The sequence below is a fragment of the Streptomyces sp. Ru73 genome (genome assembly GCF_002920575.1).
GTDB lineage: Bacteria > Actinomycetota > Actinomycetes > Streptomycetales > Streptomycetaceae > Streptomyces.
Genome location: NZ_PQSQ01000106.1, coordinates 1 through 25,699, shown reverse-complemented (window position 1 = coordinate 25,699; position 25,699 = coordinate 1). Strand labels below are relative to the sequence as shown.

The 25,699-nt window shown below is 72.7% G+C and carries 26 protein-coding genes; 13 read left to right on the top strand and 13 right to left on the bottom strand.

The genetic code is table 11. The features are described 5' to 3' along the window. Both C3486_RS31145 and C3486_RS31140 read right to left on the bottom strand, forming a co-directional pair. Window positions 1-1,087 (bottom strand): sensor histidine kinase (locus tag C3486_RS31145; RefSeq protein ID WP_258053097.1); only part of this gene is annotated, 1,087 nt, incomplete at its 3' end. Between the two features lie 164 nt (window positions 1,088-1,251). Beyond that, window positions 1,252-1,698, bottom strand: a complete 447-nt coding sequence (locus tag C3486_RS31140; protein WP_103836204.1) for a MarR family winged helix-turn-helix transcriptional regulator — start codon at window positions 1,696-1,698, stop codon at window positions 1,252-1,254. A gap of 87 nt (window positions 1,699-1,785) precedes the next feature. On the opposite strand from C3486_RS31140, the gene C3486_RS31135 reads away from it, so the two are divergent. Next, window positions 1,786-2,181 (top strand): VOC family protein, encoded by a 396-nt coding sequence (locus C3486_RS31135; protein WP_103836202.1) that lies wholly within the window; start codon window positions 1,786-1,788, stop codon window positions 2,179-2,181. A gap of 120 nt (window positions 2,182-2,301) precedes the next feature. On the opposite strand, the gene C3486_RS31130 is transcribed toward C3486_RS31135, so the two are convergent. The 3 genes from C3486_RS31130 to C3486_RS31120 all read right to left on the bottom strand — a co-directional run bounded on the left by C3486_RS31130 (window position 2,302) and on the right by C3486_RS31120 (window position 4,910). After that, the gene (locus C3486_RS31130; protein WP_103836207.1) at window positions 2,302-3,363 is read right to left on the bottom strand and encodes a M20/M25/M40 family metallo-hydrolase; all 1,062 of its coding nucleotides are present in this window, start codon (window positions 3,361-3,363) and stop codon (window positions 2,302-2,304) included. 110 nt (window positions 3,364-3,473) lie between these two features. After that, window positions 3,474-3,947 carry a carboxymuconolactone decarboxylase family protein gene (locus C3486_RS31125; RefSeq protein WP_103836201.1) on the bottom strand — a complete coding sequence of 158 codons (474 nt, stop codon included), beginning with the start codon at window positions 3,945-3,947 and terminating at the stop codon, window positions 3,474-3,476. Between the two features lie 96 nt (window positions 3,948-4,043). Further along, complete coding sequence (locus C3486_RS31120) at window positions 4,044-4,910, bottom strand: AraC family transcriptional regulator (protein WP_103836200.1); 867 nt, start codon at window positions 4,908-4,910, stop codon at window positions 4,044-4,046. A gap of 212 nt (window positions 4,911-5,122) precedes the next feature. Here C3486_RS31120 and C3486_RS31115 point away from each other — a divergent pair, with 212 nt between their 5' ends. Together C3486_RS31115 and C3486_RS31110 are read left to right on the top strand one after the other, a co-directional pair. Beyond that, window positions 5,123-5,692 carry a TetR/AcrR family transcriptional regulator gene (locus tag C3486_RS31115; RefSeq protein ID WP_103836198.1) on the top strand — a complete coding sequence of 190 codons (570 nt, stop codon included), beginning with the start codon at window positions 5,123-5,125 and terminating at the stop codon, window positions 5,690-5,692. 50 nt (window positions 5,693-5,742) lie between these two features. Then, entirely contained in the window at window positions 5,743-6,969 is a 1,227-nt protein-coding gene (locus C3486_RS31110) for a GDSL-type esterase/lipase family protein (RefSeq protein WP_103836197.1), read from the top strand. A 75-nt stretch (window positions 6,970-7,044) separates the two neighbouring features. Here C3486_RS31110 and C3486_RS31105 read toward each other — a convergent pair whose 3' ends face one another. Next, complete coding sequence (locus C3486_RS31105; protein ID WP_103836196.1) at window positions 7,045-7,563, bottom strand: DUF402 domain-containing protein; 519 nt, start codon at window positions 7,561-7,563, stop codon at window positions 7,045-7,047. A 293-nt stretch (window positions 7,564-7,856) separates the two neighbouring features. Here C3486_RS31105 and C3486_RS31100 point away from each other — a divergent pair, with 293 nt between their 5' ends. Beyond that, window positions 7,857-9,392, top strand: coding sequence for an SDR family oxidoreductase (locus C3486_RS31100; RefSeq protein WP_103836194.1), 1,536 nt, complete (start codon window positions 7,857-7,859; stop codon window positions 9,390-9,392). Between the two features lie 104 nt (window positions 9,393-9,496). Here C3486_RS31100 and C3486_RS31095 read toward each other — a convergent pair whose 3' ends face one another. After that, the gene (locus C3486_RS31095) at window positions 9,497-10,837 is read right to left on the bottom strand and encodes a PLP-dependent aminotransferase family protein (protein ID WP_103836193.1); all 1,341 of its coding nucleotides are present in this window, start codon (window positions 10,835-10,837) and stop codon (window positions 9,497-9,499) included. Between the two features lie 162 nt (window positions 10,838-10,999). On the opposite strand from C3486_RS31095, the gene C3486_RS31090 reads away from it, so the two are divergent. After that, a complete protein-coding gene (locus tag C3486_RS31090; protein ID WP_103836192.1) occupies window positions 11,000-11,647 on the top strand; it encodes a LysE family translocator in 648 nt (215 codons plus the stop codon). A gap of 49 nt (window positions 11,648-11,696) precedes the next feature. On the opposite strand, the gene C3486_RS31085 is transcribed toward C3486_RS31090, so the two are convergent. Both C3486_RS31085 and C3486_RS31080 read right to left on the bottom strand, forming a co-directional pair. After that, window positions 11,697-12,458 carry a MerR family transcriptional regulator gene (locus tag C3486_RS31085; protein ID WP_103836190.1) on the bottom strand — a complete coding sequence of 254 codons (762 nt, stop codon included), beginning with the start codon at window positions 12,456-12,458 and terminating at the stop codon, window positions 11,697-11,699. Window positions 12,459-12,655: 197 nt separating this feature from the next. Next, window positions 12,656-13,564, bottom strand: a complete 909-nt coding sequence (locus C3486_RS31080) for a LysR family transcriptional regulator (RefSeq protein WP_103836189.1) — start codon at window positions 13,562-13,564, stop codon at window positions 12,656-12,658. Window positions 13,565-13,725: 161 nt separating this feature from the next. On the opposite strand from C3486_RS31080, the gene C3486_RS31075 reads away from it, so the two are divergent. Continuing rightward, window positions 13,726-14,727 (top strand): NADP-dependent oxidoreductase, encoded by a 1,002-nt coding sequence (locus C3486_RS31075; protein WP_103836188.1) that lies wholly within the window; start codon window positions 13,726-13,728, stop codon window positions 14,725-14,727. Window positions 14,728-14,838: 111 nt separating this feature from the next. On the opposite strand, the gene C3486_RS31070 is transcribed toward C3486_RS31075, so the two are convergent. Further along, on the bottom strand, window positions 14,839-15,315 hold the full coding sequence (locus C3486_RS31070; protein WP_103836186.1) for a VOC family protein: 477 nt from the start codon (window positions 15,313-15,315) through the stop codon (window positions 14,839-14,841). 173 nt (window positions 15,316-15,488) lie between these two features. Between C3486_RS31070 and C3486_RS31065 the strand changes: the two genes are divergently transcribed. The 5 genes from C3486_RS31065 (at window position 15,489) to C3486_RS31045 (ending at window position 20,227) form a co-directional block, all read left to right on the top strand. Then, on the top strand, window positions 15,489-16,289 hold the full coding sequence (locus C3486_RS31065; RefSeq protein ID WP_103836185.1) for a bifunctional 2-polyprenyl-6-hydroxyphenol methylase/3-demethylubiquinol 3-O-methyltransferase UbiG: 801 nt from the start codon (window positions 15,489-15,491) through the stop codon (window positions 16,287-16,289). Window positions 16,290-16,500: 211 nt separating this feature from the next. Further along, complete coding sequence (locus C3486_RS31060) at window positions 16,501-17,928, top strand: FG-GAP-like repeat-containing protein (RefSeq protein ID WP_258053096.1); 1,428 nt, start codon at window positions 16,501-16,503, stop codon at window positions 17,926-17,928. A gap of 28 nt (window positions 17,929-17,956) precedes the next feature. Continuing rightward, entirely contained in the window at window positions 17,957-18,175 is a 219-nt protein-coding gene (locus C3486_RS38645; RefSeq protein ID WP_308461277.1) for a hypothetical protein, read from the top strand. Window positions 18,176-18,406: 231 nt separating this feature from the next. Next, window positions 18,407-18,970, top strand: a complete 564-nt coding sequence (locus C3486_RS31050; RefSeq protein ID WP_103836184.1) for a GNAT family N-acetyltransferase — start codon at window positions 18,407-18,409, stop codon at window positions 18,968-18,970. Window positions 18,971-19,132: 162 nt separating this feature from the next. Then, window positions 19,133-20,227 carry a hypothetical protein gene (locus C3486_RS31045; RefSeq protein ID WP_103836183.1) on the top strand — a complete coding sequence of 365 codons (1,095 nt, stop codon included), beginning with the start codon at window positions 19,133-19,135 and terminating at the stop codon, window positions 20,225-20,227. A 172-nt stretch (window positions 20,228-20,399) separates the two neighbouring features. Here the strand turns inward: C3486_RS31045 and C3486_RS31040 are convergent, their stop codons facing one another. Beyond that, on the bottom strand, window positions 20,400-22,106 hold the full coding sequence (locus C3486_RS31040; protein ID WP_103836182.1) for an APC family permease: 1,707 nt from the start codon (window positions 22,104-22,106) through the stop codon (window positions 20,400-20,402). A 270-nt stretch (window positions 22,107-22,376) separates the two neighbouring features. On the opposite strand from C3486_RS31040, the gene C3486_RS31035 reads away from it, so the two are divergent. After that, a complete protein-coding gene (locus tag C3486_RS31035) occupies window positions 22,377-22,775 on the top strand; it encodes a VOC family protein (RefSeq protein ID WP_103836180.1) in 399 nt (132 codons plus the stop codon). 65 nt (window positions 22,776-22,840) lie between these two features. On the opposite strand, the gene C3486_RS31030 is transcribed toward C3486_RS31035, so the two are convergent. Further along, window positions 22,841-23,701, bottom strand: a complete 861-nt coding sequence (locus C3486_RS31030) for a hypothetical protein (RefSeq protein WP_103836179.1) — start codon at window positions 23,699-23,701, stop codon at window positions 22,841-22,843. Window positions 23,702-23,810: 109 nt separating this feature from the next. Between C3486_RS31030 and C3486_RS31025 the strand changes: the two genes are divergently transcribed. Continuing rightward, window positions 23,811-24,782, top strand: coding sequence for a LysR family transcriptional regulator (locus tag C3486_RS31025; protein ID WP_103836205.1), 972 nt, complete (start codon window positions 23,811-23,813; stop codon window positions 24,780-24,782). 72 nt (window positions 24,783-24,854) lie between these two features. Here C3486_RS31025 and C3486_RS31020 read toward each other — a convergent pair whose 3' ends face one another. Next, the gene (locus C3486_RS31020; RefSeq protein ID WP_103836178.1) at window positions 24,855-25,307 is read right to left on the bottom strand and encodes a MerR family transcriptional regulator; all 453 of its coding nucleotides are present in this window, start codon (window positions 25,305-25,307) and stop codon (window positions 24,855-24,857) included. Window positions 25,308-25,699: the final 392 nt, after the last annotated feature.

Below are 25,699 nucleotides of genomic sequence, written 5' to 3'. Positions count from 1 at the left end.
CCGCCTCCCGCACCCGGCCGCGCAGGAAGTTCTGGCCGCGTCCACCGCCGAGCCCCTGCCCGCGCGACGGGCCGGACGCGTCCGGCGCCGCGTTGCGTACGACGATCTCCGTCCGGGCGTCCTGGGAGGTGCAGCGCACGGTGGTGGGCGCGCCGGAGGCATGGCGTACGGCGTTGGTCAGCGCCTCGCGGACGACGGCGTACGCGACGTCGCCCACGGGGCCGTCGGGCAGCGCCCCGACGTCGCAGGTCACCGGCTGCCCGAGGGCACGGAAGCCGGCCACGAGCTCGCCCATCCGCTCCTCCGGCGCCGGGCCGTCCTGCGCCGAGGGCGACGGGGCCCGCACCGCGCTCAGCGCGCGCGTCACCTCACGCCCGGTCTCGGCTGCGAACTCCACTGCCTGCTGGGCCAGTTCGGGCCGCCGGTCGCGCAGCCCGAGGGCCGCCTCCACCGTCACGACGACGGCCGTGAGGTGGTGCGCGCTGACGTCGTGCAACTCCCGTTCCATGCGCCGCCGTTCGGCCGTCGGGAGCCGGTGCCGTTCGGCCTCCGCGCGGTGCAGACGGCGTTCGGCGGCCTGCCGGGCGGTGCGCCGGCGGCGTACGGTCAGCCCCGCGCCGGTGGCGGCGGCGTAGAGCAGCGCGGTGAGCACGAGGTCGAGCCCCTGGCCGGCGATGCCGCTGCCGCCGCCGGGTGCGTGGCCGCCGGTGAGTCCGTGCAGGCTGATGCCGTGCACGAGCTGCCATACCGCGAGGGTCACCACGCACAGCAGCGCGGTGGTGGTGTCGCGTACGGCGGCCACCGTGTACAGCGCGAGGGCCACTGCCGCAGTGCCGTACCCGGCCACCGCGCCCGCGGGCAGCGGTTCGGCGCCGATCGCGCAGACCGCGGCCACCACGATGAGGACGGGCACCGGGTGGGTACGGCGGGCCGTCAGCGCGGCGGTCACCAGGCCGCCCACCAGTACGGCGGCGAGCAGTTCGGCGGCCGTCGGCGTGGCGCCCCGGACCAGCGCGACACCGGGCCACACCATGACCTGGGCAGCGAGCAGCAGGACCGGCAGCCACCGGTCGTCGTGACGTTCCATGATGTGCCCAGGCTATGGTCACGCGCATACCCCGGGCATCACGCCACAGGGCGATCACCGTCTCCAACCAGAGATAGAGAGAACTGTGGTGAGGACTGCCCACGGGAGGGGGACCGCCGCAGGAGAACGTGACGCTGCGGGACGGACGGCCCGAGCCACCGCACTCAGCCCTTCCTGCCCTCGGCCTCCGTGTAGATCCTCAGCAACAGCCGTTGCAGCGTGGCACGTTCACGCGCGGTCAGGGGCGCCAGCATCTCGTCCTGGACCGCGGTCGCCTCGTCCATCAGCCCGGCGAGCAGCGCCCGCCCCTGCGGGGTGAGCGTCACCAGTACCCGGCGCCGGTCGGCCGGGTCCCGCTCGCGGACCACATGGCCCGTGCGGGACAGCTCGTCCAGGATTCTGGCCATGTCGCTGACGTGGATCCCGAGGCGTTCGGCGAGCGGACGCTGGGCGTCGGGGCCGAAGTCGGCGAGCGCGGCGAGCACTGCCATGTGCCACAGCCGCAGTTCCCGCTCCGCGAGCCGGGCCGTGAGCCGGGACCGCGCCTCCTTGCCCACCTTGGACAGCAGGTACGTGGTGAGCCCGGTCAGGGTTGGCGGTGAGTCAGACACGGTGCCATCATAGGCACGCTCCAATAGTTGGTCACCACCTACGAATAACGAGCGCAGCCACGCCCGCACGCGAGTGAGGAAACCGTCATGGACGCCCTGCACCCACGCCTGCTGACCTCCCGCTTCGCCGAGACCTTCGGCTTCTACGACGCCGTGTTGCCCGCCCTCCTCGGCGCCACCCGCACCCGGGGCGACCAGAACGGCCCGTACGCGAGCTGGGACGTGGGCGACGAGGGCATACTCGCGCTGCTCGACCGCGAGGCGCTGGCCGGAGAGCTGCGGGGCGGCGGCGAACCCAGGCTGGGCAACTCCACCATGCTGGTCAGCCGGGTCCCCGACGTGCAGGCCGCCTTCGATCTCTGCACCCGCCACGGCGCCACAGTCGCCGCCCAGCCGGCCGACCGCCCCGAGTGGGGCCCCACCATGCGCACCGCCCACGTACGCGACCCGGACGGCAACCTCTGGGAGCTCCAGTCCTACTGACCACTGACGCGAGAGGGCACCCGGCCGCGCGACACGAGGTCGGCGACCACATCGATGCCCCGTAGCGGTGGCGCCCATACGACCGGCAGCACGCCCGCCGACGCTGCGGGCGGCCGTCGGCTATGCGCGGCGGATTGCGTCGACCAGGCCGGTGACCAGCCGTGCGCGCTCGGCCATGGCGTCGACCATCAGGTACTCGTGGTCGGCGTGGGCACCGCCGCCCACCGCGCCGAGGCCGTCGAGCGTGGGGACGCCCAGTGCGGCGGTGAAGTTGCCGTCGCTTCCGCCGCCGACCGCCGTGCCTTCGAGGCCCGGCCGCAGCCGCTTGGCCATCGCGAAGAGCGCGGCCGATGCCGATTCGGGCATCGGCGGCCGGCCGACGGCTCCCCGTACCGCGAGGCGCGCGCCGTCGAGACGGGGCGTGAGGGCGGCGAACGCGGCCTCGATGCGCTCCTTTTCGGCTGCCGTCTCGACGCGGACGTCGACGACGACGGTGGCCTCGGCGGGCACGACGTTGTCGAGGGTGCCGGCGGTGGCGACGGTCGGGGTCACCGTCGTACCGATCTCGGGACGGCTGAGCGCGGCGATGTCCAGCACCTGGTGCGACGCTTCGATCAGGGCGTTGATGCCGGCCGCCGGCTCCAGGCCGGCGTGTGACGCCCGGCCGGTGATGGTGACCTCGAACGTGCCGCAGCCCTTGCGCCCGGTCTTCAGCGCGCCGCCGTCGGCAGCGCCCTCGAAGACGAGGACGGCGCCGCACGCCAGGGCCCGCTCCTCGATGAGGGCCCGTGAGGCGTGCGAGCCGACCTCTTCGTCGGCGGTCACCAGGATCTCCGTACCGGAGAGGTCGTCGAGCGCCGCCAGGCCGTGGATCGCCTGCACCAGGCCGCCGAGCATGTCGAAGACGCCGGGGCCCGTGGCCTTGCCGTCCTCGACGCGGAACGGGCGGCGCGCGAGGGTGCCGAGCGGGAACACCGTGTCGTGGTGGCCGAGGATCAGCACCTCGGGGTCGCCGCCGGCCGCCCAGTGGACGTGCGGCCCGGCCGGGCTCTCCACGAGGGCGGCCCGGCCGCCGAGGCGGCGCTCGATGACGGCGGCGACCGCCGCGGCCGAAGCCTTGAGCGCCTCGGCATCGCGCGAGGGAGACTCGGTTTCGACGAGCGTCCTGAGGTCTTCGATCATCGCGTCGACACACACGTCGACGGCCCTGTGCTGCTTGGTCACAGCGCAAGAGTACGGGTAGGCGGTGACGGGCGAGGCCGTCGGCGACCGGTCGCCGACGGCCGGTCGCGTCAGTGGAACTGGCCGACCTCGTAACTGCCCGCCGGCTGCCGGGCGATGACGTTCAGCCGGTTCACCATGTTCATGAACGAGATCAGCATCGCCAGGGCGGTGAGCTGCTCCTCGTCGTAGTGCTTGGCGGCGGCGGCCCACACCTCGTCGCTGACGCCGCCGGCCGCGTCGGCGACCCGGGTGCCCTCCTCCGCCAGGTGCAGCGCGGCACGCTCGGCGTCGGTGAAGACCGTGGCCTCGCGCCATGCCGCGACCAGGTTCAGCCGTACCGCGGTCTCACCGGCCGCCGCGGCCTCCTTGGTGTGCATGTCGATGCAGACGGCGCAGCCGTTGATCTGGCTCACCCGGAGTGCCACCAGTTCCTGCGTGGCGGCCGGCACCGGCGAGTCCTTGACCGCCTTGCCCGCCGACATCAGGTGCTTGAGGGCCTTGCCGGCGGTGGGGCTGGTGAAGTAGTCGAGTCGCGCGTCCATGGTGTGCTCCTCCGTGGTGGTGGTGGCTACACCCTTCAGACGGGGCAGCCCGCCGGCCTGTGACACGGATGCGTGTGACCTGCGTCTCACCGTGGGTCAGACGGTGGTCCGTTCCACGGGGATCCAGAGCTCCGCTTCGGCCTGTGTCCCGTCCTGCGACAGGCGGGTGCGCAGGATCTCGGGGCCCGGCCTGCTCCGGTACGGGTTGGACGGGAACCACTGCGTGAAGACGTCCCGCCACAGGAACTGGAGCGCCTGCGGGAACGGCCCGGAGTTCGCGAAGACGGCCCACGTGCCCGCGGGAACGGTGAGTTCGTCCAGGTCCGCCGGTGCGGCGGCACCGGTCACCACCCCGTGGTAGTAGTCGAGTTCGGTGCCCTCGGCGCGGCTCGGGTCGAGGTCGTCGCTGACCGCGACGATCCCCTCCGGCTGCTGGTCCGACAGCGCGGCGATGCGCCGTACCGTCTCCTGGCCGATGCCGCGGATGAACTCCGCGATCGCCGGGTTCACCCCGACGTGGACCAGCGGGACGCGGGCCTTCTTGCCGACGATACGGAACTCTTCCTTCGCCACGACCCGGTACTCCATGCTGCTACTCCCTTCAACGATGAGGCGGAAGGACATCCGGGGCTGGGAGCGCAGCGCCGCACCGGTCCGCCGGGCCTCGCCCGGCCCCACACCGTGCACGGCCCGGAACGCACGCGCGAACGCCTCCCCCGAGCCGTAGCCGTACCGCACCGCGATCTCCAGCAGTGTGCGTTCGCCGGCGAGCACCTCGGCCCCGGCGACGGTGAGCCGCCTGCGGCGGACGTACTCCGACAGCGGGAGGCCCGCCAGCGCGGAGAACATGCGGCGGAAGTGGTACTCCGACGTCATCGCGATCCGCGCCAGCTCGGTCGCCTCGATCTGCTGATCGAGGTGCGACTCGATGTGTTCCAGGGCTTCGTTCAGCCGCTCCAGCACCTCGGTCTCCTTCCTTGACAGCCCTCACGTTAGGAATTCCGCACCCGCCCGGACCCGACATCTCGTGCCCGGTCCCGTCGGGTGCGGCGTCCGGCCGCGGGGGCCCGGCACGGAAGGCCCACCCTATGCCTCATAGCGACTTGCCTAATACCTTTAGGAAGATGCACACTGGCTTTAGGTAGGCAGCGGAAAGGCAGTGAGGAAGGACAGTGATGGTGCGTGCGGGGCTGACCGCCGGACGGCTGGCGGAGGCGGGGGCCGAGCTGGCCGACGAGGTCGGCTTCGAGCAGGTGACCGTCTCGGCGCTCGCCAGGCGGTTCGACGTCAAGGTCGCGAGCCTGTACTCGCACGTGAAGAACTCCCACGACCTCAAGACCCGGATCGCCCTGCTCGCGCTGGAGGAGCTCGCCGACCGGGCCGCCGACGCGCTGGCCGGGCGGGCCGGCAAGGACGCCCTGACCGCGCTCGCGAACGTCTACCGCGACTACGCCCGGGAGCACCCCGGGCGTTACGCCGCGGCCCAGCTGCGGCTGGACCCCGAAGCGGCCGCCGCCAGCGCGGGCGGCCGGCACGCGCAGATGACGCGCGCGATCCTGCGCGGGTACGACCTGTCGGAGCCGGACCAGACCCATGCGGTCCGGCTGCTGGGCAGCGTCTTCCACGGCTACGTCAGCCTGGAGCTGGGCGGTGGGTTCGACCACAGCGCGCCCGACTCGCAGCAGACCTGGACGCGCATCCTGGACGCCCTCGACGCCCTGCTGCGGAACTGGCCGGCGGCGTAAGGGCCCCGCGCCGTCCCGCGCTCCCCCACCCCGAACAACAGGTTGAAGCCATGCACACCGAGCACCACTGGACCAGCACGCCGATCACCACGCCCGTCACCGCTGACCTCCTGCGCGGCGCACTCGACGTGGAGCGCACCGAGCGCGGCGTGCTGCCCCACCGGCTGCCCGCCTGGGCCCGCGCCCAGTACACCGACGGGCAGCTGGCCATGGCCGAGTCCCAGCCCTCCGGCGTACGGCTGGTCTTCCGCACCCGCGCCACCGCCATCGAACTGGACACGCTGCCCACCAAGCGCGTCTACGTCGGCGCACCGCCCCGACCCGACGGGCTGTACGACCTGCTCGTCGACGGCCGCCCGGCCGGCCGGGCGAGCGTGACCGGCGGCAACACCCTCACCATCGACATGACCGCCGGCACCTTCGAGCAGCAGTCCGGCGAGCCCGGCACACTCCGCTTCACCGGCCTCCCCGGCACGGACAAGAACGTCGAGATCTGGCTGCCGCACAACGAAACCACCGAACTCGTCGCCCTGCGCACCGACGCCCCCGTCGAACCGGCACCGGACCCGGGGCGGAAGGTGTGGCTGCACCACGGCAGTTCGATCAGCCACGGCTCCGACACCGACGCGCCGACCACCACCTGGCCCGCGCTCGCCGCTTCCCTCGGCGGCGTCGAGCTGATCAACCTGGGGTTCGGCGGCAGCGCACTGCTCGATCCCTTCGTCGCGCGCACGCTGCGGGACACCCCCGCCGACCTGATCAGCGTGAAGATCGGCATCAACCTGGTCAACGCCGACCTGATGCGGCTCCGCGCCTTCACCCCGGCCGTGCACGGCTTCCTCGACACCATCCGCGAGGGCCACCCGAACACGCCACTGCTGGTCGTCTCGCCCCTCCTCTGCCCCATCCACGAGGACACGCCCGGCCCCAGCGCGCCGGACTTCGGCAACCTCAGCGCCGGGCGGCTCCAGTTCCGGGCCGAGGGCGACCCCGCCGAGCGGTCGGCGGGAAAGCTGACGCTCAACGTCATCCGGGCGGAGCTGGCCCGCATCGTGCGGCAGCGCGCGGCCGACGACACGCACCTGCACTACCTGGACGGCCGCGACCTCTACGGCGAGGCGGACTTCGCCGAACTGCCGCTGCCGGACCAGCTGCACCCGGACGCCGCCGCCCACCGCCGCATCGGCGAACGCTTCGCGAAGCTGGCCTTCACCGCCAACGGCGCCTTCGCGGACGGGGCGTCCACGGACGGGGACTTCGCGGACGAGGAGGGCTGAGGGGCCGAGTCCTCCCCGCACGGCTCAGGAAGCGGCGGTGCCGTGCGGTTTACGGGGTGGGCGTCGCCGCACGGCTCAGGTAGCGGCGGTGCCGTCCCACCGGCCGAAGGCCCCCGCGCGGGCCAGTGACTCCAGTTCGTCCAGTGCGCGGCGGGCCGCGGCCGCCGCCGCGGGATCACGGTCCGCGAGGCCACTGGCCGCGAACTCGTCCTCGTCCAGCCGCAGTACGGTCCCGCCGTCCGCCGACAGCCACAGGTCGAGGTCCAGGTCTTCCACGGTGATGCCGTCAGGGCCGACGTCAGCGGGGCGCGTGACGTCGCAGTACCAGCCCTTGACGGTGCCGTCGGCGGTACGCACCTCCTTGACGGCGTACCAGCGGTCGCGCCAGAAGTGCTCGGTGAACACATCACCCGGCTCGAAGCGCACGAACCCGAAGTCCCGCGTCCCCTCCCCCGCCCACGGCGCGCGCACGACGACGTGCGTGCCGTCGTCGTGCAGCACGGTCGCCGGGTAACGCACCTTGGTCCGCGCCCGCTTCACCAGCCTGACCGTCACTTCCCCGCCCACGCGCAGCGTTCCGCTTCCCACGGTCACTCGACTCCGCTCCCTCGCCTCGTCCGTTCCGACGGTCACACCCTCTCCCGGCGACGGACCGCCGGGACAGTGGTTTTCCGCGGCTCCGGGCCGCGAGAAGCCGGGCTTCGCGCGGCTGCGCACCGCGGGGAGACGGCCTGCCCGGCAGCGGGCCGGCGGAGCGGTGGGGCCGTCCCGGCGAACGCTGCGCCGCGACACGCACGTGGCCGGCCGGTCCCCTGGCCGCTCCCCCGCGTCCGGTCATAATCGACGGAGGACCAACACGGCGGGCGTGCCGTGGAAGGGAGGCGGCCGTGCGGACGGGCGCACCGCAGGACGCCGCCGGGCTGCGCTGCCTGGTGACGGGGGCCTCCGGTTACCTCGGCGGCCGGCTGGTCCCCGAGCTGCTGCAGGCCGGGCACCGGGTGCGGTGTCTGGCCCGCACGCCGGGCAAGCTGCGCGACCATCCCTGGGCGGGCGAGGCCGAGGTGGTCGAGGGGGATGTCACCGACGCACCGTCCGTCGCCGCCGCCCTGGACGGCATCGACGTCGCCTACTACCTGGTGCATTCGCTCGGCATCGGCTCCGAGTTCGAGGAGAAGGACCGGCGGGCCGCGCGGATCTTCGCCGAGCAGGCACACGCCGCCGGCGTACGGCGCGTCGTCTACCTGGGCGGTCTGACGCCCTCCGGCGTCCCGGAGCACGAGCTGTCCCGGCACTTGCGCTCGCGCGCCCAGGTGGGCCGGATCTTCCTCGACGCTCCGGTGCCCGCCACCGTGCTGCGGGCCGCGGTGATCATCGGGTCCGGTTCCGCGTCGTTCGAGATGCTGCGGTACCTGACCGAGCGGCTGCCGGTCATGGTCACACCGAGCTGGGTACGGACCCGCATCCAGCCGATCGGCGTCCGTGACGTACTGCGCTATCTGGTGGCGTCGGCCCGGATGCCCACCGAGGTCAACCGCACCTTCGACATCGGCGGCCCGGACGTCCTCACGTACCGGGAGATGATGCGCCGGTACGCCGTGGTGGCAGGCCTGCGCCACCGGCTGATCGTGCCCGTGCCGATGCTCACGCCGCGCCTGTCCAGCCTGTGGGTCGGCATCGTGACCCCGGTGCCGGCCTCCCTCGCCCGCCCGCTCACGGAGTCGCTGCGGCACGAAGTGGTGTGCGGCGAGCACGACATCGCGCAATTCGTACCCGACACTTCCGGGCCGGAGCCGTCGCCGCTGCCGTTCGACGACGCGCTGGCGCTCGCGCTGCGGCGGGTGCGCGAGGCGGAGGTGGTGACCCGCTGGTCGTCGGCCGCGGTGCCCGGCGCGCCGAGCGACCCCCTGCCCACCGACCCGGACTGGGCGGGCGGCAGCCTCTACAAGGACGAGCGGCAGCTGACCGTGGAAGCGCCGCGCGAGGCGCTGTGGCGGGTGATCGAGGGCATCGGCGGTGACAACGGCTGGTACTCGTTCCCCCTCGCCTGGGCCGTACGGGGCTGGCTGGACCGCTTCGTCGGCGGGGTCGGCCTGCGGCGCGGGCGCCGCGACGCGGAACGGCTGCGGACCGGTGACTCCCTCGACTTCTGGCGGGTGGAGGAGATCGAGCCGGGACACCTGCTGCGGCTGCGTGCCGAGATGCGGCTGCCGGGTCTGGCCTGGCTGGAGATGTACGCCGAGACGGACGACGACGGCCGCACGCGCTACCGGCAGCGCGCCCTGTTCCACCCCCGCGGCCTGTCCGGCCACGCGTACTGGTGGAGCGTGGCCCCGTTCCACTCGGTCGTCTTCGGCGGGATGGCACGCAACATCACGCAGGCGGCCACCAAGGGCATGAGCGCACACGGGCGCCGCACCCGCTGACGCGTTCGCCGGCGGTGCGGGCCCCGGCGCCCGCAACCGGCCCCGGCACCGGCATCGGCACCGACCCCTCAGGCGCTCGCTCAGGCGCTCGCCCAGACGGCCGGTCAGTCGGTGGCCAGGTCGTCCGGGGCGCTGCGGGCGAGTCCGGCCAGCGTCGTCAACGCCCTTGCCAGTGCGTCCCGTTCGGGTGTGGCGAGGCCGAGCCGGACGGCGTTCGGTGCGTGGCTGTCGCCGACCGTGAACGCGGCGGCCGGCGCCAGCGCGATGCCGTGGCGTGCGGCCGCCGCGACGAAGGTGTCGGCGCGCCACGGCCGCGGCAGCCGCCACCAGCAGTGGTACGCGTGCGGATCGCCCCGCACCGCGAAACCGGCCAGGTGCCGGGCCGCGATCTCCTGCCGTACCGCCGCCTCCCGCCGCTTGGCCCGTACGAGCGTCTGCGCTGTACCGTCCTGCTGCCAGCGAGTGGCCGCCGCCAGTGCGACGTGCATCGGGCCCCAGCCCCCGGACCGCAGTGCGTTGCCGAGGTCACCCGTCAGGGAGCCCGGCGCCGCGAGGTAACCCACCGTCAGGCCGGGCGCGATGCGCTTGGACAGGCTGTCGACGAGGACGGTCAGTTCGGGCGCCAGCGCGGCCAGCGGCGGCGGGTCCGTACGGAGGAAGCCCCAGATGGCGTCCTCGACGGCGGGGATGCCGGAGCGCAACAGCACCTCGGCCAGCCGCTCCCTGCGGGCGCGGGGCATGGTGAGCGAGAGCGGGTTGTGCAGCGTCGGCTGGACGTAGACGGCGTGCAGCGGCGCCGCGCTGTGGGCCTCCGCCACCGCCTCGGGGATCAGTCCCTCCTCGTCCATGGCCAGCGGTACCGGCGTGACGTGGAGCCGTGCGGCGATGGCCTTGATGACCGGGTACGTCAGCTCCTCGACGCCGAGCCGGGCGCCCGGTGGCGCGAGGGCGGTGAGGGCGGCCGAGAGGGCCTGCCGCCCGTTGCCCGCGAACAGTACGTGTGCGGGGTCCGGGCGCCAGCCGCCACGGGCCAGCAGGTCGGCGGCGGCCTCCCGGGCGTGCGGCAGGCCGGCCGCGCCGACCGGCCGCAGTGCGTGCTCCAGGACGTCGTGGCGCAGCAGCCCGCCGAGGCCCTCGGCCAGCAGCGCGGCCTGCTCGGGCACGACCGGGTAGTTGAGTTCCAGGTCGACGCGGTCGCCGCCGGCGGGTTCGGTGAGGGCGGGCGCGGCCGCGGGAGGCACCGCCCGTACGAAGGTACCGCGGCCCACTTCGCCCACGGTGAGCCCGCGGCGGGCCAGCTCCTGGTAGACGCGGATGGCGGTGGAGTTGGCGAGGCCGTACTGACGGGCGAACGTGCGCTGCGGGGGCAGCCGGTCGCCCGGCCGGAGGACCCCCGCCTCGATGTCCGCGGCCACCCGGTCGGCGACGCTTCGGTAGTCGCGCATGGGGCCACCCAATCACAACACCAGCATTGCACCGAGAGCAATGTCCATATTGCACCGATCCGGGTTGGGCAATAGGCTCCTCACGGCGTCGGCCCGCAGTGCGGCGGCGCCCTCCATCGCGTACGAAGCAACGCCCAACGAGGCGTGCAATCAGGGGGATTCATGGTGGACATCAGCGGGATACTCGGCGTCGTCGTGGTCGCCCTCGGCATGGTGCTCACCCCGGGCCCCAACATGATCTACCTCGTGTCCCGCAGCATCACCCAGGGCAGACGCGCCGGCCTCGTTTCCCTCGGCGGGGTCGCCCTCGGGTTCCTGGTGTACCTGCTGGCCGCGAACCTCGGCCTGTCGGTCGTCCTCCTCGCCGTGCCCGAGCTGTACGTGGCGGTGAAGCTCGCCGGCGCCGTGTATCTCGCCTACCTCGCCTGGCAGGCGCTGAAGCCGGGCGGCGTCTCCGTCTTCACGCCGCAGGACGTGCCCCACGACTCGCCGCGCAAGCTGTTCGCGATGGGGCTGATGACGAACCTGCTCAACCCGAAGATCGCCATCATGTACCTCTCCCTCATTCCGCAGTTCGTCGACCTGACGGCCGGTCATGTGCTGCTGCAGGGGCTCGTACTCGGATCGGTGCAGATCGCGGTCAGCATCGCGGTCAACCTCGCCATCGTGCTGGCGGCCGGTACCATCGCCGCCTTTCTCGCGCGCCGCGTCTCCTGGCTGAAGGTGCAGCGCTATCTGATGGGCACGGTGCTCGGCGCGCTCGCCGTGTCCCTGGCGGCCGACACGTCGGGCCCGGCCCCGGCCGGCTGACACCGGGCCGACAGCCGGGGAGCCCCCCGCCGTCAGCCCGTCTCCCGGCTCAGGTCAGCCGTGTATCCGCGTACGCGTCGATGGCGTCCCGCTGGTACGCGGCCAGCCCCGGCGCGATCGCCTCGTACGCGGCGCACCACTGCGCGTTGTCCACGCAGGAGCGCCCCATCGCGCGGAACTCCTCGGTGGACACCGCGCGCATCCCGGCCAGCGCCCGGTACTGACCGTCGACCTCCGCCTGCACCGCCTCGGCGTCGGCGGGCACACCGGCGGCCAGCAGCTCGGCCAGCCGGATCATCTGCGCCGTACGCTCGCGCTGGCCCGCCTCGATCTCCTCCTGGCTCATCCCCGCGGTGCGCCGCCCGACTTCGGCGGCGTGCTCGGGAAAGTCCCGCAGGCTCTCCCCGTACTGGCCGGGCCGGACCCCTTCGAAGAGGTTCTCCGGCCGGTTGACGCTGGTCATGGGCGTGCCGTCCTTCCTGGACTGCTCCAGCTCGGCGATCGTGCGGGAGACGGTGCCGGCCAGCGCCGCCAGCCGGTCGCGCTCGGCGAGCAGCCGACGGTGGTGGGCGCGCAGGGCGTCCAGCTCGTCGACCTGCTCGGCCAGGACGCGGCCGATCTCCGGCAGCCCCAGGCCGAGCGCCCGCAGGACGAGGATCTGCTGCAGCCGCAGCAGTTCGCGCTCGCCGTAGCAGCGGTGCCCGTTGCTGCCGATCGTGGCCGGCGGCAGCAGCCCGATCTCGTCGTAGTGCCGCAGCGTCCGGGCCGTGACGCCCGACATCCGCGCGACCTCCGCGATCGGCCAGACCATCGCCGCCTCCCTCACGAGTACTCACAGGACCGGTCCCTCCGGCCCTGCTCAGCACGGTAGAAGCTGCCGCAACGGCAACTGCAAGCCCACTGCCGACACACTTCGGAGCCCGCCCTCGGCACCGGTCGTTCGCCCCCCCGGGCGGTGCCCCGGCGTGCGGGTCAGACACCCGGCGGCGCCCCGGCACGTACCGCGGCTCAGCGCACGGCCGGTGTCCTGCCGAGCCAGTCGGGGGAAGCAACCGTGGAGCGGAGGGCGCGGATCAGGGCCCGGACGGCTGCCGAGTCGGCGCATTCGGGGGTGGTGACGTAGCCGACGGTCCGGTGGGGCGGGTCCGGGGTGAGAGGGGTGACGGTGACGCCGGGCGGGGCGCCGGTCAGGGTCATCCTGGGCATGATCGACATGCCCATGCCGCGGGCGATCATCGACAGCACCACGGTGTCGTCCTCGACCCGGACCGTGGCCGGAGGTATCCAGTCCTGTCCCGCCCACCACTCGCGGGTGTAGGAACCGCAGTTCTCGTCCCAGTCGATCAGTGGCAGCGTGCGGGGATCGGTGCCCGCGCTGCCGGCCGGGTGCGCCAGCGCGTACGGCTCCTCGAAGAGGCGCGCACCGGACAGGCCGAGCGGCGGGCCCGTGCCGTCCAGTGTCGCCAGCCCCAGGTCGGCACGGCCGTCGGCGACCTCGCCCGCCGTGCCCCGGCCGATCTCCCGGACGATCCGCACCTCGGGCGACAGCCCCGGGTGACGGGCCGTCAGGCTTTCGAGCACGGCGGGCAGCAGGTGGGCCGCTGCGCTGCGGAACGCCGCGATGCGCAGGGGGCCGGTGACCGCGCCGTCCTCCGTACCGCGCACCTCCTCCCCCATCGCCCGCATCAGTCGCACGATCCGCCGGGCGTAGGCGGCCGCCCGCGTGCCGGCGGCGGTGGGCTGCGCGCCGTGGCGGCCGCGGTCGAAGAGCACGGCGCCGAGCTTGCGCTCGCAGGTCCGTACGGCGTGCGAGACGGCGGACTGGGTCATGCCCAGGCTCGCGGCAGCGGCGGTGAAGCCGCGCTCGCGCTCGACGGCGATCAATATGCGCAGCTCGTGCGGCGCGAGGTCGGTCATGTTCGCGAGTATTCCATGAACGCCGTTCATGGAATGCGGCCATCCATCGATGGCGGCCCCTGCCCAGCGGGCGGACCCCGCCCTACGGTGATCACACCGCGGCACCCACTCTCCTTCCAGTTCCTGCCGCGCCTCACCGCCCCATCCACTCAGGAGTACGCGTGACCGGCACGGCAGCCCGCTTCGTCCACCAGACCGCCCGCCCCGACGGCTTCCCCACCCGCGAGCACTTCGCCTTCGTCGAGGACACCGTGCCCGCGCCCGCCCCGGGCGAGGCGCTGGTGGCGAACCTCTACCTCTCCGTCGACCCCTACATGCGCGAACTCATGGACGGCGGCTGGGACCTGCACACCCCGCTGGAGGGCCGTTCCGTCGGCCGCGTGACCGCATCCCGCACCCCGGACCTGAAGGCGGGCGACCTCGTCTTCCACCGCAAGGGCTGGCGCACCCACGCGCTGGTCACCCCGGACGAGGTACGCGTCCTGCCCAGCCACCGGGGCGTACCGGCCCACACCTACCTGGGCGTGCTGGGCGGCACGGGCCTCACCGCGTACGTCGCACTGACCCGTACGGCGCGCCTGCAGCCCGGCGAGGACGTCTTCATCTCCGCTGCGGCGGGCGGTGTGGGCAGCGCGGCGGGCCAGTTCGCCCGGCTGCTGGGCGCGGGCCGCGTCGTCGGCAGCGCCGGCTCCCCAGCCAAGGTCCGGCGGCTGACCGAGGAGTGGGGGTTCGACGCGGCCTTCGACTACCACGACGGTCCGGTCGGCGACCTGCTCGCCAAGGCGGCGCCCGACGGCATCGACGTCTACCTCGACAACGTCGGCGGTGACCACCTCGAAGGCGCCATCCAGGGCCTCCGCGAGTTCGGCCGGATCGCGTGGATCGGCGCGATCGCGCAGTACCACAGCGCCCGGCCGCCCGCCGCGCCCCGCAATCTCTACGACATCGTGGAGAAGAGCCTCCGCCTGGAGGGCGTACTGGTACGCAACCACCGTGACGCACAAGGCGAGTTGGAGGACTTCCTCGTACCGCATCTGCAGGCGGGACGCGTGCAGGACGTGCACACCATGACGCACGGCTTCGACAGCCTGGTGGACGCGTTCCTCGGCATGCTGGGCGGCGCCAACACGGGCAAGATGATCGTGCAGGTGGCGACGGAGTGAGCGAGCCGGTGACCGCGGTGTGCACCGGCACCGTCCACACGGGCGGTGTGCGCGAGGCGCGCCGTCCACGCGGTGTGCGCGACAGTGCCAGGTGGGTCCCCCTGCGCGGCGCTACGCGACGCAGAACTCGTTGCCCTCGGGATCCTGCATGAGCCACCAGTGCCCCGCAGGTCCCTTGTTCACCTCCTGGACGCGGCGCGCACCGAGGTCCTCCAGCCGTGCCACCAGCTTTTCGAGGCCGCCCGCACGGTCGCCGGACTCGCCATGTGCCTCGCTGTGCACGTCGATGTGCAGCCGGTTCTTGCCGGTCTTGGCCTCGGGCACGTCCTGGAAGAGCAGCCGGCGCCCGTGCCCGATGCCACTGGTCGCGTCGTACGGGTCGTCGGGGTGACGGATCGCGGCGTAACCACGGAAGTTCTTGCGGCCGCGGTGCTGCACCACGGCCTCGGCGCTGAGATGGCCATTGGCCAGCAACTGCTCGATCAGCGGAGTCGGGTCCTCCACCTCGTAACCCAGCGCCTCGGCCCAGAAGTCGGCGAGCGCGGGCGCGTCCTGGCTGTCGATGACCAGCTTCCAACTCAGTGTCATGTGCCCAGTTATATCCGCCGCACGGGTTCTCCGTATGGATGTTCGGTGTATGTCGGGCGATGCGGCTGCTGCGGCGCGGACATGGCGTACGCGACGCGGAACTCCGGACCCACCGCGCCGGCCGGCGCCTGCCCGCTTCCCACCGAGTGAGCTGAGCGCATAACTTCGGCCGCATGGCTGACGAGTGCTTCCGGCATCCACGGCTCGCCGCGCTCTACGACGCGCTCGACCCCGACCGCGGCGACCTCGACGCGTACGTGCGCGTGGCGGAGGAGTTCGGGGCGCGTCGCGTGCTGGACGTGGGCTGCGGCACGGGGGTGCTGGCGCTCCTGCTGGCCGCCCGCGGGATCGAGGTGACCGGTGTCGATCCGGCCCGGGCCTCCCTCGACGTGGCCCGGGGCAAGCCGGGCGGCGAGCGGGTGCGGTGGCTCTGCGGTGACGCGACCGCACTGCCGCCCCTGCAAGTGGACCTCGCGACGATGACGGCCAACGCGGCGCAGGAAATCACCGACCCGCGGGCGTGGCGGGCGACGCTGCGCGGCATCTTCGAAGCGCTGCGGCCCGGCGGACGGCTGGTGTTCGAGACCCGGGACCCGGCGCGGCGCGCCTGGGAGCGGTGGAACCGCGACGTGTCGTACGGCGTGACGGAGGTGCCGGGCGTCGGCGCGGTCGAGAGCTGGGTGGAGGTCACGGCGGTGGCCCGGCCGCTGGTCACGTTCCGCTGGACGTATGTCTTCGCCTCGGACGGGCAGGTGCTGACCTCGGAATCGACGTTGTGTTTCCGCGAACGGCGGGAGGTAGAGGCGGATCTGGCCGCGCAGGGGTTCGTGGTGGAGGAGGTACGCGACGCCCCCGACCGCCCCGGCCTGGAGCTCGTCTTCATCGCCCGGCGCCCCGCGCGGCCGACGACAGCGGAGCACCCGGCACCGGCAGCAGAGCCCCCGGCTCCGGCACCGGCACCGGACACCGCGTGACCAACGGCCGTAACAGCTGTAACACCCCTCTCGGCCTTACCACTGGAGTCCGGCGGCCGCAGGTGTGAATGTACGGGACATGAACACTCGTACCGTTGTGCGATCCCTGGCCGTGTGCGCTGCGTGCGCCGTACTCGCCCCGCTCGCCGGGTGCGGCAGTGGCTCCGCCGACCGGCGGCCCGCTGCCTCGGGCAGTGCCAGCGCGAACGCCGTGCCCACCGCCCCCACGGCGAGCCGGGCACCGGCGCCGGGAAAGGGCACGAAGGATCCCGACGACATCAACGGTGACGGCCACCGCGACCTGCTGGTGCCGGTGTCGGCGACGTCCGGTGGCGGCAACGGCGCGACGGCCGACGAACGGATCGGTGTGGTCTACGGGTCGGCCCGCGGGCTCGACCCGGCGACGCGCACCGTGTACGGGCGGCACGACCTGGGCCTGCCCGGGCAGACGCAGCAGTACGCGGCGCCGGCCGGGCCCGACAGCATCTCGGCGGAGGAAGTGGTCACCGCCGACCTGGACGGCGACGGCTTCCCTGACTTCGTCACCGGCGTCGCGGGCGACACCGTGACGGACGGGAACGTGTCAGCGGCGCGCAACATCCCGTACGTGGCCTGGGGCGGTCCCGGTGGGCCGGACGGGACGTCGCCGGCCACCCCGGTGCGCCTTCCGGCGAGCGCGTCGAAGCAGGGCGTGGAGACCGTCGTACGCGGTGACTTCGACGGGGACGGGCACCACGACCTCGCGGCGCTCGCGCGGAACCAGTCGTCCGTGGTGCTGCTGTACGGCCCGTTCACGCGTGGCGGCGAACCGGCGCGCACCGACACCGGTCTGCCGTGGGCGGACGGTTCGCTCGTCGCCGACGACATCGACCCCACCGGCAAGCCGCGCGCCACCTCGCTGCTGCTCCACACCGTCAGCGACGGCGAACAGTCCGGGAACGTCCTGTACCCGGCCCGCCCCGGCACGGGTCCGTCCGCCGACGGGCGACGGCTGCGGCGGGGGAACGCCCACGCGTTCGGCGACTTCGACGGGGACGGGCGACGCGACGTGGCCATCGGGGACGACGGCAGCCGCAACGACGAACCGGGGTACGAGACGGAGGCGCCCGAGGTCGACGGCTCGCTCACGGTGTACCCCGTGGCCGGCGGCGCCTCGGTCACCCGCCGGCTGCCCGAGGCGCCCAAGGGGCGTGCCACCGACTACGGCCCCGGCGGCTTCGTGGCCGCCGACCCGGACGGTGACGGTCGCGGCGGCATCCTCGTCGCCACCTACGACGGCGCGACGCTCATCGACGGCGACCGGCGCACCGCCGTACGGCGGGACGGCCCCGCACGGGCCGACGGCAAGAAGACACCCGCGAAGTGGCGGCACGCCCGGCCCGTCGATGCCGCCGACTTCGACGGCGACGGCACGGACGGGCCGCCGGCACCCTCTTCGGCCTCTACGGCGAGCACCCCACGCACTGGTGGATCACCCGCGGCACGACCTCCCACGACCAGGCCGCCTTCGCCACGACGCACTGCTTCGGCGATGACGGTGGCAGTGGCAATGACGGTGGCAATGACGGTGGCGGTGGCGACGGCGCTGGTGGTTGTCCGAAGGATTGACGACCTGGCTGATGACCGGAGGGGCTCATGACCGGAGGGGCTCATGACCGGAGGGGCTCATGACCGGCGAGGACAAGACAAAGAAGAACGAAGACGAGACGATGCGGCGCATCGAGGAGGCCATCGGGCTGCAGCACGCCGGAGACACCGAAGCCGCCCGGCAGCGGTTCGCCGCCGTCCGGGAGGAGATCGCCGATGCCGGCGATCCGTTCCACCGTTGCGTCCTCGCGCTCTACATGACCGACCTGCAGGAAGACCCGCGGGACGAACTCACGTAGGGCCTGCGCGCACTGGAGGGGGCGGGCTCGGGGACACCGAACGGGCCCGCGCCCACCTCTCGCAGGCACAACGGCACGACGACGCACTCCACGACGACGGCTACGGCCGGGGCATCCGCTCGGCAATACAACGCCTGGCCACACAAGTGGGCGGGATGGCGGATCCCGGGTCGGAGGGACAGCGGTCGTGCGAGGATTCGGGGACTGTTGGCAGTCAGTGTGGAGGGTGAGATGTTCGCGAGAGCGTTGGGGGACGGGGCTGAACTGCGGCCGCTGGAGCCGTGGCAGGCCGAGGAATTCCTGGCGCACATGGACCGCGGGCGCGATTACATCGGGCAGCACATCGGACTGTCCGACGCCACGGCCGATCTCCACTCCGCGCGCGGCTGGCTGCAGTCGTACGCCGACAAGGCCGCAGCCGACACCGGCCGGCTGTACGGCATCTGGCTCGACGGGCTCCTCGTCGGCGGCGTCCTCTTCCGGACTTTCGACGTCAGTACCGGTACCTGCGAGGCGGGTTGCTGGCTCGAACCGGCCGCCGCCGGACGTGGCCTGGTCACGCGCGCCGTACGCGTGCTCATCGACTGGGCGGTCGAGGAACGCGGGATGTACCGCGTGGAGTGGCAGGTGTCCTCCGCGAACACCCCGAGCATCAACGTGGCCAAGCGGCTCGGCATGAGCCGCGACGGAGTCCTGCGCGCGCACCACCCCTACCGGGGCGTGCGACAGGACACCGAGGTGTGGTCGGTGCTGGCGCCCGAGTGGCGCGCCTCGAACAGCACGCACCACATCTGAATCCCTCCGTGTGAATCCGTCGATAGACGTGAATCCGTCGATGCATCGATGCGTATTGTCCCGGGAACCCGTCATCGTTACACAACGCCACGGCAGCCCCGTAGGCTGCTTGCAGCACCATCGCGAAATGGCCATGGTGGCCGGAAAGAGAAAGGCAGCGTCATGACTTCCACCGTCAGCACGCCGGGCAGCATCGAAAGCACAACGGCTCTGCTCGAAGAGGAACTCCCGCGCCTGGAGGCGCAGCAGCAGACACTGGAGCACGAACTCGCCGCCGTCACCGCGCGGTTGGACTCGGTGCGTACGGCTCTGCAGGCCCTGCAGGCACTGTCCGCGAACGGTGTGGCGGCGGCTGCCGCGGACGCGCCGGCCGCCTCCGCGCCGGTGCCCGCCCAGGCCGCGGCCCCGCGGGTGGAGACCGAGGCGCCCGCCGCGTCGGAGAAGGCCGCACCGGCGAAGGACGCGTCCGCTGCGGCGAAGGAGCCGTCGCCTTCGGACGCTTCGCCGTCGAACACCTCGTCTTCGGACGCCTCGTCAGCGGAGACGTCGCCTGACGCTTCGTCGGCGGACGCTCCGTCGCAGGTCACGGAGGAGAAGGCCGCCGCCCCGGCTCCCGCCGTGCCCAAGGCGCGCAAGGCCGCGGGCAGCACGGCGCGGAAGAAGACGGCGAAGGCGGCGACGGCCACGCCGCAGCGCAAGCGCCGGACGACCGCCAAGAAGACCGCGACCGCACAGCCCGCCAAGGGCGCCGGCACGGCCAAGGGCACCGGCACCGCCAAGGCCGCCGAGGCCACGAAGAACACCGACACGGCGAAGAACACCGACGGCACCAAGAGCACCGAGTCGGCGAAGGCCACCGAGTCGGGCAAGACCTCCGAGTCGGCCAAGGCCGCCAAGACCGCCGCCGCGAAGAAGAACAAGGCGACGACGGCCACCAGCACCGCCAAGGCGAAGGCCGCCAACACCAAGACCGAGGCCAAGACGACCAAGCCGGCCAAGACGGCCAAGACGGCCAAGAAGACGACCGCTTCGGCTTCCGGTACCGCGAAGGACAACGGCGGCCTGACCGAGCGCGTCGTCAGCGCCCTCGCCGAGACCGGCAGCAAGCCGGTACGTGCCCGGGACATCGCTCAGGCCGTGGGCCGCGCCGACTCCCCCGCCGCGGTCAACGCCGTACGCAGCACCCTGGACCGCCTGGTTGCCACCTCCCGCGCCCAGCGCGCCGGCCGTGGCCTCTACCAGGCGTCCGCCAACTGAGTTCCGTACCGCGTCCCGTTCTGGCCCCGGGGCGGGCGGTGGCCGGTGCCGGCACCGGTCCCCCTCCTCGCCGGGGCGCGGCGTTCCGCCTCTGTTTCCCGCCCCACCGCCGGCACCGGCCCGGCCGCGCGTCCGCTCCTCCGCCCCGCCTCCCCACGGCGGAGCGGCCGGGTCACCCCGCCGCGGGGCGGGTCGCCGACAGGTGGCGCACGCCCGAGCGCACCGCCCAGAAGAACACCGCCGTGGCGACGACGGCGACGGCGATCGAGTCGTACGGAGCGGGGAGCAGCCCGGTGCCTTCGAAGGTGCCGAGCCCGGAGAGCACGGTCAGCGCGACGAGGTACGTCACCAGCCAGGCGCCCGTACGCAGCTCGGCGGCGAGCGAACGGTGGCGCGGGCCGATGCCCCCACTGCCGGCGGCCCCTTCGCTGTCGCCGGTGTCATCGCTGCCTGCCGTGCCATCGCTTCCACCCGAGCCGGCCCCGGTCCCGGCGCCGCGCCCGGCTCCGGCCCCGCCCGCGGCTTCAGCCCCCGGGCGACGCATCGCCAGGAAGATCAGCAGTCCGCCCAACACCAGCGGCAGGGCCAGCCGGAGGTCCTGCCAGCCCGACCAGTAGACGAACTCGCTCGCCACCACGAAGCTCAGCGGTGCGATCCACTGCAGCCCGGGAACCCAGCCGGCGGTGCGCCCGCCCGGTTCGGCGCGGAAGACGGCGACGGCGACCGCGGACGCGGCGTAGATCAGCAGGTACATGTCGCCCATGACACTGACGATGTCCTGCCAGCCGCCGAACGGCAGCAGGAACACCACGATGACGGCGAGGTTGACCGCGAGTGCCCGGCGCGGCACACCGAACCGCCGGTCGACCTTCATGAAGTACCGCGGGATCGTGCCGTTCTTGGCGAGCGCGTAGGTGTGGCGTGCGTCGAGCGCGACACCGACGTAGGCCGAACCGCCGGGCGAGACCACCGCGTCCGCATACAGCAGGCTGGACAGCCAGTGCAGGTTGAGGATGAGGGCGAGCTGCCCGAACGGTGAGTCGAACGAGACGCCCTGCCAGCCGTGGCCGAGCAGGTGCTCGGGGACGGTGAAGAGGAAGGCCACCTGCAGGACCAGGTACATCAGCACCGCCAGGCCGATGCCGGTGAGGACGGCGGCGGGGAGGGTGCGGCGCGGGTTGCGGGTCTCGCCGGAGAAGTCCAGTGGGGCCTGGAAGCCATTGACGGAGTAGACGATGCCGCCGCCGGCCAGTGCGGTCAGGCAGGCGACGTAGCCGTACGGCGCGAACCCGCCGTGGTCGGTGAGGCGGCCGGAGTGCCAGCCGGAGGCGATCAGCGCGATGACGGTGACGACCGGCACGGCGATCTTGAACACCGAGACGAGGTTGTTGAGCCGGGCGAACAGCCGTACGGCGAACCAGTTCCCCGCCGTCAGCAGGACGCTGAGGCCGACGGCGAGGGCCAGTCCGGCGAACGTGAGGGTGTGGCCGTTGTAGATGCCCGGGAGGTAATGCGCGGCGTACTGCATGATCGCGCTGATCTCCGCCGCCGTACCGCCGACGGACAGCAGCACCGACCAGCCGATGAGGGTGCCGACGAGGCGCCCGCTGGCGTACAGGGGCCAGCGCACCGTGCCGCCGCCCTCCGGCCGCGAGGCGCCCAGCTCGATCATGACCAGCGCGACCAGGCCGCACAGCAGCCCGGCGCCCACCCAGGACAGCAGGGAGGCGGGCCCCGCAACCTGTGCCGCGTACATCGCCGCGAACAGCCAGCCGGAGCCGACGATGTTGGAGAAACCGATGCCGGTCAGTCCCCAGAAGCCCAGGTCACGGCGGAGTCTGCGCTCCTGCGCCTGGACTCCCGGCGCACCCGCCACCACGGTTCCGCCCGCTCCCCCTGCCGGCACCTGATGCCCGGTCACGCCACTGGCCTCCTCGATCCGTACTGCTCGCTCGCCGGACCCTACTCGACACACGCCACAGCGGAAGCAACCACTCCGGGGCGCCGCACGGGAAGGAGACGTGACGCCACACGGGAGGAACAGGTGGCGCCACACGGGAGGAACACGTGACGCCACACGGGAGGAACACGTGACGCCACGCAGGAAGGAGACGTGACGCCGGGCAGCACGACTCCGTAGCCTCGCCCCATGCTGAGACTTGGATTCCCGGTCATCGGCGTGGTGGACCTCCCCCGCGCCGTGGCGTTCTGGACGGCGGCACTGGACCTCGTGCCCACCGCGGAATGGGAGAGCGAGAACTGGCGTACCCTCAACCACCGCGACGGCTCCGGCCGCGCCCTGGCCCTGATGCGCAGCGAATCACCGGCCGAGCCGCGCCCCCGCCTCCACCTCGACCTGTTCGTCGACACTCCCGAGGAGCAGGCGGCCGAGGTCGACCGGCTCCTCGGCCTGGGGGCCACCAAGGTCGCCTGGGACCTCTACCCGCCCGACCCCGACTTCATCGTCCTGGCGGACCCGGACGGCAACGCCTTCTGCGTCGTCGACCTGAGCAAGGCCCCGAGCGGCGACCACACCTCAGGCGCGTAGGCCCGCCGGGGCCGGTCCACGAGAACGAAAGGTGCTTCCGTGCCGGCGCCCCTGCCCTGACCACCTCAGCACGCAGACATCACCTTGCCGGCCGCGTGCCCTGTGACCGCGTGCTCTGTGACCGCGTGCTCTCTGGCCGCGTGCTCGACGGCCGCTGTGGCCAGTGCGCGGATGACCGGGTGGGGGCGGGTGCCGTCACCGGCGAGTTCCGGCTGGAAGAGGGTGGCGAGGAAGAAGGGATGCTCCGGCAGTTCCGCCATCCGCACCTCACCGTCCGGGTCCGTGCCGCTGAAGCACAGTCCGTGCGCACGCAGCACATCGAGGTGAGCCGCTCCGGGGCCGAACGAGCAGCTGTACCGCTCGACGGTCCGCTCCGCGCCCAGTACGCGCTGCGCCAGCGTCCCCGCCGCTGCCTCGACCACACCTTCGTGGCCACGCAGGGAGCAGGACAGCGGGACGATCAGTGGGTCCTCGGCCTCCGGTCGGTTCTCGGCGTGCTGGACGTCCGGGAGGCCGCAGACATGGCGCGCGAACTCCAGCAGGGCGTGCTGGAAACCGGCGCAAGTACCAAGGAAGGGGATGCCGCGCTCGCGTGCGGTACGGACCGCGGCGACCGCGCCGGCTTCGCTGCGGTACGGGCTGCCCGGCAGCAGCCAGACGGCGTCGAACCCGGCGAGGGCGTCGTCGGCTTCCGCGTCCTGGGTCCCTATCCAGTAGGCGTCCAGCACGAGTTGGTCGCGCCGAGCCAGTGCGTCGAGGAGCGCCGGCACGCGGATGTGGGCCCGGACGCTGGGCGAGCGGTCCCCCACCAGCGCGATCCGGGCCGCCGTCGAAGCCGGCCCGTACGGAGTGAGCGGCCCGGCCGAAGCAGAGGGAGAGGGAGAGGGAGCAGGCGAAGCGGAGGGAGGACCGGCCGGTGAGTGCATGCGGGTATCAGGCATGCCGACATCTTCAGCGAGCCACCGACTTCAGCGCCAACGATGATTCCTGACCACCCCATTAGCGATACTGATGGGCACAGCCATACTGATGGACATGGATCCGCACCTCCTCCGTACGTTCGTGACCGTTGCCCGCTGCGGGTCCTTCTCCGACGCCGCCCGCGAGCTGGGGTACACCCAGTCGGCGGTGTCCCAGCACATCGCCGCGCTGGAGAGCGATCTCGGTACGCCTCTGCTGCGGCGGCGCCCGGTCACGCCGACCCGGGCCGGCGAGCGGTTGCTGGAGCATGCCGGTCCGCTGCTGTTGCGGCTGGAAGCCGCCCGGGCCGACATCGCGCGGCTGACTTCCGCGCCCGCAACGCGGCTCGTCGTCGGCGTGTCACCCCTGGCTCCGACGCACCGGCTCGGTGCCGCGCTGGCCGAGGTGCGCCGGCAGCAGCCCCTGCTGGAGGTGACGGTACGGGTCCTCGGGCGCGATGCGGTCGTACGTGATGTCGCGACGGCCGACCTGGACCTCGGTCTCGTCGACGGTGCGGTCGCGCCCAACGATCCCCTGCACCTCGCCGACGCCGGCCCCCTGACGGCCGGGGCGGTCGCCGAGCAGCCGCTGGTCGTCGCACTGCCCGCACCGCACCCCCTGGCGGGCCGGCCCGGCCTCCGGTTGCCCGACCTCACCGACGCCCGGTGGCTCGACGCACCCGATACGGCCGTACCGCTCGCACGGCTACGGACCGCGGCCGGAACCGACGGCTTCCGCGCGTCGCTGCGCTACGACGGGACGGACGTCCGCGGCCTCCTCAGCCTCGTCGCCGCCGGCCACGGACTCGCACTCCTCCCCCGATCGGCGGTCGAGGACACGGCTGGCATGGTGGAAGCGGTGGGCGCAGCGGCCGTGCGCGGCACGCACGGCACTGCCGGAGTCCGCGCAGTGACACTCTCCGCACCACGCCTCGTACACCGCACCGAAGTACTCCACAACGGCACCGCGCCGGCCCCCGCCACACTCCTCGCGGCGGCCCTCACGGATGCGCCTGCACGGGCGGACCGGGCCGCGGCGTCGTACTGATTCAGGCGGCCCCGGCGGGTGTGGTGAGGCGCGGTGCGTGGGTGACGACGCGGAGGCGTACGAGGGCGCGGTTCATGTCTCGTCTGTTGGGGGTGGGAGGAAGTCGTCCACGAAGGGTTCGCCGGAGAGGGCTGCGTCTACTCGGGAGTTGATGTAGGCGCCGGTCAGCGGGCATTCCAGGGCTCGGTCGGTGCGGCAGCCCAGCATGTGATCCAGGACCGCGGCCGCGCGGGTGAGGCTGCGGATGCGGGCGAGCATCGTGTCGCGCTGGGCGGTGATCAGTACGCGGCGGTCGGCGACGCTGTCGTTGTGCACGACGGCGGCGGTGTCGGCGACCGACATCAGGCCGTCCTCGCGCCACAGCTGGACGTAGGCGAGCTGTTCCAGGGCCGCCCTGTCGTAGTACCGCACGCGGCCGCGCCGCTCGGTGGACGGGACCAGGCCGCACTCTTCGTAGTAGCGCAGCGCTGACACCGACAGGCCGAAGGCCCTGGCGACATCGCTGATCGACCACAGTTCGGGCATGGCACCCGCCACCCTTCGCTTGCACTCAAGTGCGCTTGAGCGTGAACACTACCGGGACATCCGGCCGTGCCGTTCGCTTCGCCGCCAAGGGGTGCTGTGCTCATGACCGTCGTTCGCATGTCGTCCTCATCGTCTTCGTCGTCGTCTTCGTCCGTGTCCGCCGGGGGCTCGGGCTCTGGTGGGGCCGCGCCGTCCGAGAGGCGGGCTGCCGGTGTGTTGTTGGTGGTCGGGTTCGTGCTGCTCAGTCTGAATACGCGGGTGGCATTCGGGCAGGTCGGGCCGTTGGCGCCGGTTGCCGGGTTCAGCAGTGGGACGGTCACGCTGCTGGGGCTGCTGCCACCGTTGTGCATGGGACTGTTCGCACCGCTGGGCGCGTTCGCCCGCGGCGGTAC